At 55.4% G+C, this 11,062-nt stretch carries 6 protein-coding genes and 1 pseudogene; 6 read left to right on the forward strand and 1 reads right to left on the reverse strand.

The window, feature by feature from the left end:
- The first annotated feature begins 2 nt into the window (after nt 1–2).
- The gene (locus tag AC2FPW_RS04015) at nt 3–2,216 is read left to right on the forward strand and encodes a hybrid sensor histidine kinase/response regulator (protein WP_496812631.1); all 2,214 of its coding nucleotides are present in this window, start codon (nt 3–5) and stop codon (nt 2,214–2,216) included.
- Nucleotides 2,217–2,240: 24 nt separating this feature from the next.
- On the opposite strand, the gene AC2FPW_RS04020 is transcribed toward AC2FPW_RS04015, so the two are convergent.
- Nucleotides 2,241–3,185 carry a LysR family transcriptional regulator gene (locus tag AC2FPW_RS04020; protein ID WP_480546684.1) on the reverse strand — a complete coding sequence of 315 codons (945 nt, stop codon included), beginning with the start codon at nt 3,183–3,185 and terminating at the stop codon, nt 2,241–2,243.
- A 129-nt stretch (nt 3,186–3,314) separates the two neighbouring features.
- Between AC2FPW_RS04020 and AC2FPW_RS04025 the strand changes: the two are divergent.
- The 5 genes and pseudogenes from AC2FPW_RS04025 to AC2FPW_RS04045 all read left to right on the forward strand — a co-directional run bounded on the left by AC2FPW_RS04025 (nt 3,315) and on the right by AC2FPW_RS04045 (nt 10,950).
- Nucleotides 3,315–4,321, forward strand: a pseudogene (locus AC2FPW_RS04025) (TAXI family TRAP transporter solute-binding subunit).
- A gap of 80 nt (nt 4,322–4,401) precedes the next feature.
- Nucleotides 4,402–6,615 (forward strand): TRAP transporter permease, encoded by a 2,214-nt coding sequence (locus AC2FPW_RS04030; RefSeq protein ID WP_496812632.1) that lies wholly within the window; start codon nt 4,402–4,404, stop codon nt 6,613–6,615.
- A gap of 1 nt (nt 6,616) precedes the next feature.
- Nucleotides 6,617–7,855 (forward strand): NAD(P)/FAD-dependent oxidoreductase, encoded by a 1,239-nt coding sequence (locus AC2FPW_RS04035; protein WP_496812633.1) that lies wholly within the window; start codon nt 6,617–6,619, stop codon nt 7,853–7,855.
- Between the two features lie 38 nt (nt 7,856–7,893).
- Nucleotides 7,894–8,634: an aspartate/glutamate racemase family protein gene (locus tag AC2FPW_RS04040; RefSeq protein WP_480871189.1), complete on the forward strand. Its 741-nt coding sequence runs from the start codon at nt 7,894–7,896 to the stop codon at nt 8,632–8,634.
- A 135-nt stretch (nt 8,635–8,769) separates the two neighbouring features.
- Entirely contained in the window at nt 8,770–10,950 is a 2,181-nt protein-coding gene (locus tag AC2FPW_RS04045; RefSeq protein ID WP_496812634.1) for a Tex family protein, read from the forward strand.
- The last annotated feature ends 112 nt before the right edge of the window (nt 10,951–11,062 follow it).

The following is an 11,062-nucleotide window of genomic DNA, read 5'->3' on the forward strand; positions in this document are numbered from 1 at the left end:
GTATGATCGAGCATCTTACAGATCCCACAGACTCGGTTGACCGCCAGAACGAGAAACTTCGCAAGATTGCCGAAGCGCTAATGCGCCGGGTAGAAGAATCCACCGATGCGTCAGGCGCAGCTTATGCGCAGTTTCAGCGCGCGGCCGTGCTTGAACAAGAGGTCCGCGCCCGGACGAATGATCTGGAACGTGCCCTTGAGTTGCTGAACGATTCCAATGCCAGATTGGCACAGGCGAACAAGGACACCGAAGCCGCACGCGCTGACCTGGCTAATGCAATCGAAACGGTGCAAGAGGGGTTTGCCCTATTCAATCGCGACGAAAAACTGGTGCTGTGCAACAGCCGCTTTGGTCTGCATATGCCTGACATTCAGGAGCGACTGAGCCCGGGGCTGAGCTTTGCCGAATATGTCGAACTGGTCAGCCGATCAGGGTTCCTGTCCCTGCCTGAAACAATGACACCGACAGACTGGGCCAAAAGCCGTTTGGACCGGCATACGGACGATCATGTGGTGTTCAATGTCCGGCTTGTTGGCAATCGGTGGTCGCAAGTATCCGAACACCGCACGCCGGATGGCGGCACTGTTATCCTGCAAACCGATGTGACCGATATCATGCGGATCGAACGGCAGGAGCGTGACCGGATACTGGATGACAAGGCCAGGCTGATCCGCGCGACGCTGGAACATATCGAACAGGGCGTTTGCATTTTTGACAACAAACACCGTCTGATCGGTTGGAACAACCGCGCCAGTGAGTTGCTGGCCATTCCGATCGCACAGTTTCAGATGGGGACCCGGTTTGAATCGCTGTCCAATCGCCTTGGCACGAACATCAAGTTCCAGAAGGGGGTAACGGAAGCCGATCTGCTGGATTGGGTGACGCGGCAAACTTATCGCCGTCCTCTGCAATTTCAGATGCACCGCGGAAGGTCAAAAATTCTTTCGGTGTTTGCGCAGGAAATGCCGGACCGGGGCTTTGTGATATCCTTCACCGATGTAACCGCAGAACGAAAGTCCGCTCAGGCCTTATACGAAGCCAAAGAGCTGTTGGAACAACGCGTAACATCGCGCACAATGGAACTGGCTGACGCGTTGAACGAGGCCGAGCGTGCAAATGCATCCAAGTCGCGATTTGTGGCAGCGGCCAGCCACGACCTGTTGCAACCCCTTTCTGCCGCAAAGCTTTATGTTGCATCGCTGGGCAGCGGCCTGGATAAAGACGACGCAAAGACCGTTGCAGGCAAGGCTGAAAGTGCGCTGAACAGCGTTGAACACATTCTGGAAGCGCTGCTGGATATCTCGAAGCTGGATTCAGGACGGGCCACCGCGCATTTGTCGACCATATCAGTGAGCACGCTGTTTTCGCAGATGGAAGACGCATTTCGCCCGGTGGCACAGGCAAAAGGGCTTGAGCTGTCATTTGTTGACACGAACGCGCGTGTGACCAGCGACGCCAGCTATTTGCGTCGGATTTTGCAGAACCTGCTGTCGAACGCGATCAGGTATACCGAGACCGGAAAGGTTCTGGTCGGTGTGCGGCGTCGCAAAGGCGCAATTGCCTTGCAAGTCTGGGATACAGGTATCGGTATCGCGTCAGACCAAAGAGACATCGTCTTTCAGGAATTTCAGCGCCTGCATTCTGATGCCAGCGCCGCAGAGGGTATGGGATTGGGCCTTGCAATCGTAGAGCGCGCCTGTGGGCTGTTGCAACATCCAATCCAGCTGTATTCCGAAGTAGGCAAAGGCACTGGATTCTCGGTCGAAGTGCCGTTGGCGCGGGAAGAGCAGACCACATCCAGCAGCGCCCCTGCGGCCCACGATCCGGGCTCAAAGGTACTTGGTAACACGGTCGTATTGTTGATTGAGAATGATGAAAACCTTCGTAGCGCACTGACCATGACCATCGAATCCTGGGGGGTCGAGGTTTTGGAGAGCGAAAGCGAAGACGAAGCAATCAATCTTCTTCGTGAAATTGACATTCTGCCCGATGCAATAGTTGCCGATTTTCAGTTGAATCACGATAGAACCGGTGTCGACGCGATACATGCCCTGACGAACGAGTTTGGACCTCTGCCCGGCTGCGTTATTTCGGCCAACCGATCACCTGAACTGGCCAAGCGCTGCAAGCGCGCCAATCTGCCTTTGCTCTACAAACCGCTTGATGCGCAACTTTTGCGGTCAACGCTGGAGTCATCAATTGAACAACGCAACTGAGCAGCACTGGAAACGTGTATGTTTTCAGGCAATTTCTGTCTGTGGGTTGGCACCTGTTCGATGCAGCATCGACAAAACCTCAGCCTTCCAGCCGGCTTTGATCTGCAACGCTAGCTGGGACGGAGGCCGGTGGTTCGGTGACAGGATCGCATATTCATACCTCAACGGTTCACTGAAGGGCAAAAACACGACACGGTCGTTTGAAATGTTCAACTCCCGCTCGGTAACGACTGTCAACGGATCGACAATCGTGCAGCATTGGCCCGATCCGACAAAAGGGATAAGCGGCAGAAAATATTGGCAGGTCACGGTTGGTGTGTAATTCGCCGAGACCATCTGAAACGCTTGTCGCACTTTTTCCTGAAACGGATGCGTGTCATGCAGCCCGCCCATTGGAACTCCGTCAAGATCGGATATCGTAACGGCGCTTTCTTTCGCCAGAGGGTTGTCTCTGTCCAGCGCGCAAAAACAGTCGCCGCTTATGATCTCGGCTGAGAACTGTGGTTGCTTACCTGTCGGATGTTCAAAATCCGCAAACCCGAAATCGATGTTCTGAGTACCCGCCAGTTCCATAATCTGTGGAGAGCTGCGGGTTGAAAGTGTAATTTGTATATCGGGGTTTCCACCAACTGAACGGCTGATGAAATTCGGAAAGGCAAAAGTGGAAGGGCCTGGCATCGCTGCAATATTCAAACTACCGGAACTCCCTTTAAGAAGTCCGTGCATCGTACTGGAAATCGTAGATAATCTGTCCAGAATACCGGTGGTTTCTGACAATAGGTAGTGCGCTTCCGGTACTGGAATCAAACGGCGCCCTCTTCGTTCGAACAGGATCAGCCCCAAACTTTTTTCTAGGTTCTTGAGCGCAAGGCTGATGGCCGGCTGTGTCCGGTTCAGTTTTTTTGCAGTTTGAGAGATAGAGCCGCTTTCCATCACCTCACGAAAAACAGTCAATTGAGTAAGGTTCATTCCACATCCATAAGCCAAACTTTAATTTAGTTAAATATAACAAATTTGTATTTATGGTAAATCTCCATAGGCTGATTGGATCAGAGTTCGGACAAACCGAATCCAATGATCCAAAACTGGGAGCTTACGATGAGACTGATGAAATGCCTGACAGGTCTGGCTTTGGCAGGCGCTATGGCCGCGCCTGCACTTGCACAGGACCCAACTTTTTTCCGTATTGGCACCGGTGGTGCAGGCGGCACCTATTTTCCGATTGGCGGAACCATCGCAAATGGGATCTCGGCCCCTCCGGGCTCGCGCCCCTGCGAAGAGGGTGGTCAGTGCGGCGTACCCGGCCTGATCGCGATTGCACAATCAACAACTGCGTCAGTCTTTAACAACGCGGCAGTGGAGAATGGCGAGCTTGAGGCCGGTCTGGCCGCCGCTGATGTCACCCGTTCGATGTATCTGGGCGAAGGCAAGTTCGAAGGCAAGCCGCATCCCAAGCTGCGCATTGTGGCAAACCTGTTCCCAGAGGATCTGCATCTGGTTCTGCCTGCAGGTCAGACCATTGGTGACCTGAGCGATCTCAAAGGCAAGCGCGTGGGTATCGCACAGGCGGGTTCAGGCACACAGGTGGCCGTGCTGCAGATGCTGGATGCATGGGGCGTAAACCGCGATAACATGGACGAAGCAGAGTTGAACACAGTCAGAGCGCCGAGCGTCTGGCCGATGGGCAGCTGGACGCGTATTTCTACGCAGCTGGCTGGCCGGTCGCCGCTATGGTGCAGTTGTCATCGACTAAAGGTATGAACCTGCACTCGTTCAGTGACGAAGACCTTGCTAAGATCAACGAGATCATTCCGGCCTATATCCCTTCCGCCATACCGGGCGGTGTGTATGAAGGGATTGACTCCGAAACCAAGACCCCAGCGGTCAGCGCTATGCTGGTTGTGTCGTCGGACCTGTCCGAAGAACTGGTCTATCAGCTGACCAAAGCACTGTGGAACGACAACACCCGAAAACTGCTGGACAACGGTCACGCCAAAGGCAAGCAGATCACAGCTGACACAGCTTTGGACGGAGTCGAAGCACTGGGTGTCCCCCTGCATCCTGGTGCAGAGAAGTTCTACAAAGAAGCAGGCCTTCTGCAGTAATCGAACCTCATTGAAGCCTGTCGTCGGTGCCCCTGTGCGGGGCACCGCACTCTCCTTACACGCGCAATCAGAGGGCCATCATGTCCGAGACCGAAACACGCGATGACCACGACCTGACAGCCGAAGAACTGGCAGCCATCGAAGAACAGTTCGACGAAGGCGCCGCAGTACGTCAGGTTACACCGAACACGGCCAAGGTTCTGCGGGTTGTTGCCCTGTTATTCGCGTCCTATGAATTCTTCACCGCAGGTTTCGGCTTGCCGGCGGACCACTGGCACATGGGCATTTATCTGGCCCTGTTGTTCATACTGGTTTATGCGACCATTCCGATTGTCGGGGCCAAAAACCTATATGCGCTCAAAATCAGCAGGTTTCGTATTGGGAACGTCCCGCTTTATGACCTGGTATTCATGGCATTTGGCATCGTTGCGGCACTTTACGTTGGACTTGCCTGGCGCGGTATTCCCTTTCTCGGGATCGAGGAACAGACTTTTCGTATGGGTAATCCCAACAATTACGATGTCTTTCTTGGCGTGGTTATCATTCTGCTGGTACTTGACATCGCCCGTCGCACGCTGGGTTGGGTGCTGCCGCTGATTATCTGCGTATTCATCTCTTACGCTCTGCTTGGTCCTTATTTTCCCGGTTTGTTGCAGCATCCCGGTGTAAATTTCAAAACCTTCGTGTCGTCGATGTACTTTCCGCAGGAAGGCATCTATGGCGTCACGCTTTGGGTCGTTTCGACCATAGTCTTCCATTTCGTTTTGTTTGGTGTGATCGCGCAGCGCACCGGGTTGGGACAGTTGTTTATCGACAATGCCACAATTCTGGCGGGTCGCTATACAGGTGGCCCGGCCAAGGTGTCGGTCGTTTCATCGGCATTCTTTGGAACGATCTCAGGGTCCTCGGTCGCCAACACGGTTTCAACCGGCGCGCTGACCATCCCGAACATGAAACGCCTGGGTTATCCGGGCCATTTCGCGGGCGGGGTCGAGGCCGCTTCCTCGGCGGGCGGCCAGATCACCCCGCCCATCATGGGAGCCGCGGCCTTTATCATGGCCGAGTTCCTGGAGGTGCCTTACACCACTATTGTCATTGCCGCGATCTTCCCGGCGCTTCTTCACTACGTCGGTGTCTTTGCAGTTGTGCATCTGATGGCGCGCAAGCTGAACCTGAAGGGTCTGACGAAAGAGCAATTACCGCAGCTTAAAGCTGTCTGGGCTGAAGGTTGGGCCAATATCGTGCCCCTGATTGGCCTGCTGGTGGTGCTGTTTACCGGTTACACGCCATTCATGTCGGCCTTCTGCGGCATATCGCTGGCGGTGATCGCGGGTATGTCGCGTATCAAGCAGCCACCAACGCTGATTTACGCGGCGGCGTTTCTGGCCTTTGTGTTGTGGAAATTCTCGGATGGCGGGTTCGACCTGACAATGACCGCGATACTCTGCGCGCTGTCTGTGACAGCCACACTGAACCCACAAAAACGTATCGAAGTACCCGAGATGCTGGCTGCTGTCGAACTGGGCGTAAAATACTCGCTGGCGGTGGGTGCCGCTGCCGCCGCTGTCGGTATTGTTGTGGGTGTGATCAACACCACCGGTATCGGCTTTCGTATCGGATTTATGGTCACGCAAGGGGCAGGCAATCTGGCGGCGGATCTTTATAATATGATCTCGTTCGGCAGCTTCCAGCTGTTTGCAATCGAAGACCTGCAACTGTTCATCTCACTGATCTTCATCGCTGTCGTCTGCATTTTGATGGGGGCGGGTATTCCGACCACCGCGCTTTACATCATGCTGGTTTCTGTCGCGCAGCCCGCGCTGGCCCAGTTGGGTGTTCCGCCCATCGCAAGCCACCTGTTCGTGCTTTACTACGGTGTGGTATCCGAAATTACACCTCCGGTCTGTACCTCGGCTTATGCGGCAGCTGCGATCGCCAACTCAAATCCGTTCCGCACCGGGCTGTCCGCGTTTACGCTCGGGTTGGGCAAGGTGATAGCGCCGATGGCATTCGTCTATGCGCCGGTTTTGTTGTTCGTGTCCTCCACAGGGTTTGATTTTTGGGAATTCACATATACTGCGGCAAGTTGCATAGCGGGGGTCATCGCTCTGTCCGCGGCGGTCGTCAGCTATTGGCTGCAACCGCTCAACGTATTGTCTCGTATTCTGATGGCCTTTGCCGGGATCATCTTCGTGGCACCCACGTTAACGGCTGACCTGATCGCGCTGGCAGTGGCGTCACCCGTGATCGTTGCGCAGTTGATCGCCCGTACCCGAACTCAAGCAACGGCCTGACATGTCTGAACGTGTTACCATAATTGGCGCCGGGATCGTCGGCATCTGCTGCGCGCTGTCATTGCAGGAACGTGGCAAAACCGTGCGGTTGATTGACCGGGGAGAGCCCGGGCAGGAGACCTCATTCGGTAATGCCGGTGTCGTCTCGCCATGGTCAGTGATCCCCCAAGCGGTTCCCGGTATCTGGAAGGCAATTCCCCGGATGCTGCTGGACCCCAAAAGCGCCTTGTCCGTCAGGGCCTCGTTCTGGCCGAGGATGGTCCCTTGGGGCCTGAGGTTTTTGAAAGCATCTGATGAACGATCGGTCCGCCGAATCTCGGATGCGATGGAGCTTCTTTGCAGACCGTCGATAGAGTTGTATCGACGTCATTTGCAGAACACTGGTTATGAAGACCTGATTGTCGATTCCAACTACATCCATGCTTTCCGACACCCGAATCAAGCTGACCTGAAGGCGCTGGGATATCTGATCCGACAGGAGAAAGGTGGGCAACTCGAGAGGATCGACGGCCTAGAGTTGCGCCGAATTGAACCCGCTCTATCCAGGGATTTCGAAGCAGCGATCCTTATCAAAGGTCAGGCACGGATTACATCACCCGGTCAGGTTGGCGCGGTTCTGGCTGAAAAAGCGCGCCAACAAGGCGCTGAGTTTATTCGGGCCGAAGTTCGAAAACTGAACCGTACCGACGAGGGGCGGTGGCATCTGACAACCCAGACCGATACGCATCAGGCTGATACAGTCATATTGGCTGCAGGTGTGTGGTCTGCCGAGCTTTTGAAACCTTTGGGTCTGTCTGTGCCGCTGGCTGCTGAACGTGGGTACCATGTTCAGTTCCCCGCACCTTTGGCGAGCCTTCAGAATTCGGTCATGGATGTGGATGCCAAAGTGGTTGCCAGTTCGATGCAGGGCGGGCTGCGTGTGGCAGGCACCGCCGAGTTTGCGCGTGTAGATGCCCCGCCCGATCCACGAAAACAGGCGTTACTGACGCGACAAGCCAAGGCAATGATACCGGATCTTAATACTGCCGACACGCAATTCTGGATGGGGCGCCGCCCATCGTTTCCAGACAGCTTGCCTGCCATCGGGCCGATTGACGGACATCAGGGATTGTTCAGCGCTTTCGGTCATTCCCACTATGGCCTGATGATGGCGCCTAAAACCGGAGAGCTTGTGGCCGATCTGGTAGCTGGACAGCGTCTGAACATCAGTCTGGACCCATTTGCCTTGTCGCGGTTTTGAAACACGCGAAGCGACTTCTCGAGAAGGATCACAACGTCATGCCGATCTACCCAGGTGGACAGAATATCTGCGGGGCATCCATCGGAGTTTTGTGCCTGGAAAGCTATTTCCCCAAACCTCCGGGCCATATCAAAAACCCATCGAGTCTTCCGTTCCCGGTGCTGTATGAGATGATTGAAGGCGTCACAGTACCAAAGCTGCTGAACAACCCGACACCAGAGTTGCTGGAGCCCTTCATCAAAGGCGCGCAGAGGCTTGAATCCGAAGGTGTGCGGGCCATCACTGGCAGTTGCGGGTTTCTTGCATTGTTCCAGAAAGAGCTGGCCGAAGCTGTGTCCGTGCCCGTTTTTGCCTCAAGCCTGATTCAAGTGCCGCTGGCTTATCACATGACCGGTGCCAGTGCACCGGTAGGAGTGATAACCGCCGATTCCTCGGCGCTGACGCAACGCCATTTCGATGGAGTTGGGGCAGGGGATATCCCCGTAGCTGTGCAGGGTCTTGAGAACACGACCGAGTTCGCCGAAGTCATCCTGCGCAATACGCGCACCCGAATGGATACCGATCTGATTGAGGCTGAAGTTCTGAATGCTGTACGCAAACTGAAACGCGATACACCGGAAATCCGTTCGCTGGTACTGGAATGCACCGATCTACCGCCTTACGCGGCCTCAATTCAGAAGGAATTGAGCCTGCCGGTTTATGATCTGGTGACCTTGGCACATATGGCCCATTCGGTAAGCACGCGTAGCCCGTATCGCGGACTTATGCCGTGGGTTTGATGTGGACACTGCCTGGCGTGCTGACTTGATGAACAGCCAAACTGAAACGGCCTGACTGCGGAGTGAACCAAGGGTCTTCCCCTTGCCGAAACGGCTGGTTAAGAAGTTCTTCCACCGTCGCTTCAGGAGGCACCATTGGACCGTATCGCCCGCACTATCGCCACCGAAATTAAGGCACGTTCCGAGCAGGTCGGTGCCGCGATCAAGCTACTGGACGAAGGAGCAACCGTGCCTTTTGTCGCCCGATACCGGAAAGAAGCAACCGGAGGATTGGACGACACCCAATTGCGCCTGCTGTCTGAGCGGCTGACTTATCTGCGCGAGCTTGAAGCGCGGCGGGAAACCATTCTGAACTCGATCAAGGATCAGGGCAAACTGACCGACGATCTGAGTAAATCCATTGCGCGCGCGGAAACCAAAGCGCAGTTGGAAGACATTTATCTGCCGTATAAGCCAAAACGGCGCACCAAGGCGATGATTGCACGCGAAAATGGGCTTGAACCTTTGGTTGACGCTATTCTGGCGGACCGCAACTGCGACCCTGAAATATTAGCCGCGGCGTACCTCACCGAGGCGGTAACAACGACCCGGGATGCTTTGAACGGTGCGCGGGATATTTTGACCGAGCGGTTGACAGAAAACGCCGCTCTGCTGGGCGAATTGCGCAGTTTCATGCAGCACGAGGCTCTGCTCAGCGCAAAGGTCATAGAAGGCAAGGAAAAGGACGGCACCAAGTTCAGTGACTACTTTGACCATTCCGAATTGTGGGCGGACGTGCCGTCACATCGGGCATTGGCGATGCTGCGGGCATCCAAAGAGGGCATCGTCACGCTGGATATCGCGCCTGAACCGGAAATTGGTGCCGCGCGGGCCGAGACGATTGTCGCCGCCCATCTACAGACACGTGGAACAGGGCTAGCAGACGCATGGTTGCGCAAAGTCGCGGGCTGGACTTGGCGGGTGAAACTTTCGCTCTCAATGATGGTCGAACTGATGGCTGATCTGCGCAGCCGGGCGCAGGACGAAGCCATTCAGGTCTTCTCGCGAAACCTCAAGGATCTGCTGTTTGCCGCACCGGCAGGTGCCAAGGCGACCTTGGGTCTGGATCCGGGCATTCGTACGGGCGTAAAGGCTGCTGTTGTTGATGCAACCGGCAAGGTTGTCGCCACTGATACATTGTACCCGTTTCAGCCGAAGAATGATCTGCGAGGTGCACAGGCCAGTATCCTCAATCTGATATCAGCTCATCGGATCGAACTGATCGCAATCGGGAACGGGACGGCCAGCCGTGAAACCGAAAGGTTGGTTGCAGACACTCTTGCACTTCTACCCAAGACGGTGAAAGCACCAACAAAAGTGGTGGTGTCAGAAGCTGGCGCTTCGGTTTATTCCGCATCTGAACTGGCTGCGCGCGAATTTCCTGATCTGGATGTCTCGCTACGTGGCGCGGTCTCGATTGCGCGCCGATTGCAGGACCCCTTGGCCGAGCTGGTTAAAATCGAACCGAAATCCATTGGTGTTGGCCAGTATCAGCATGATGTGGATCAGCATCGCCTGTCACAGTCGCTGGATTCCGCGATCGAGGATGTGGTGAATGCTGTCGGGGTTGATCTGAACACCGCATCTGCCCCTTTGCTGTCACGCGTGTCTGGTCTGGGTCCGGCGCAGGCCGAAGCGATTGTCACCCACCGTGACCTGAATGGGCCCTTCCTATCGCGGAAGGATTTGCTGTCCGTCGCCCGCCTTGGACCACGTGCGTTCGAACAATGCGCCGGTTTCCTGCGCATCAGGGACGGTTCAGAGCCTTTAGATGCGTCTTCAGTGCACCCCGAAGCCTATGACATTGCGCGCCGGGTCGTTGCCGCCTGCGGTCGCGATATCCGGCACATCATGGGCCATGATGGCGCGTTAAAGGGGTTGCGGGCGGAACAATTTGTAACTCAGGATTTCGGCCTGCCGACGGTTAGGGACATCTTTGCCGAACTGGAAAAGCCCGGTCGCGACCCCCGCCCCAGTTTTGTCACCGCATCTTTCACCGATGGCATCGAAGAAATCACCGATCTGAAACCCGGAATGGTTTTGGAAGGCACAGTCACCAACGTCGCCGCCTTCGGCGCTTTTGTGGATATCGGCGTGCATCAGGATGGGCTTATTCATGTCAGCCAGCTGGCGGACCGGTTTGTCAAAGATCCGCATGACGTGGTTAAAACCGGGCAGGTGGTTAAAGTACGTGTCGTCGATGTTGATGTCGCGAGAAAGCGCATTGGGTTGACCATGCGAAAACATGGGGGGGGAGGAAACCGTCGCGGCGGATGAAGTGAACTGTGCTTCGGGACCCGTGCTTGACGGCGTCAGCTTAGTGCCTTGCACGTGCTCCAATCCATGATTACGACTAGGTTGGCAGGAATGAAGGTGATGTTGGCACCCC

It is taken from the genome of Ruegeria sp. SATB027 (assembly GCF_059613825.1).

Bases quoted from the DNA above. Each gene is read 5' to 3' on its own strand.
- AC2FPW_RS04020 (WP_480546684.1), bottom strand. From the start codon at position 3,185: ATGAACCTTACTCAATTGACTGTTTTTCGTGAGGTGATGGAAAGCGGC.
- AC2FPW_RS04035 (WP_496812633.1), top strand. From the start codon at position 6,617: ATGTCTGAACGTGTTACCATAATTGGCGCCGGGATCGTCGGCATCTGC.
- AC2FPW_RS04015 (WP_496812631.1), top strand. From the start codon at position 3: ATGATCGAGCATCTTACAGATCCCACAGACTCGGTTGACCGCCAGAAC.
- AC2FPW_RS04030 (WP_496812632.1), top strand. From the start codon at position 4,402: ATGTCCGAGACCGAAACACGCGATGACCACGACCTGACAGCCGAAGAA.
- AC2FPW_RS04040 (WP_480871189.1), top strand. From the start codon at position 7,894: ATGCCGATCTACCCAGGTGGACAGAATATCTGCGGGGCATCCATCGGA.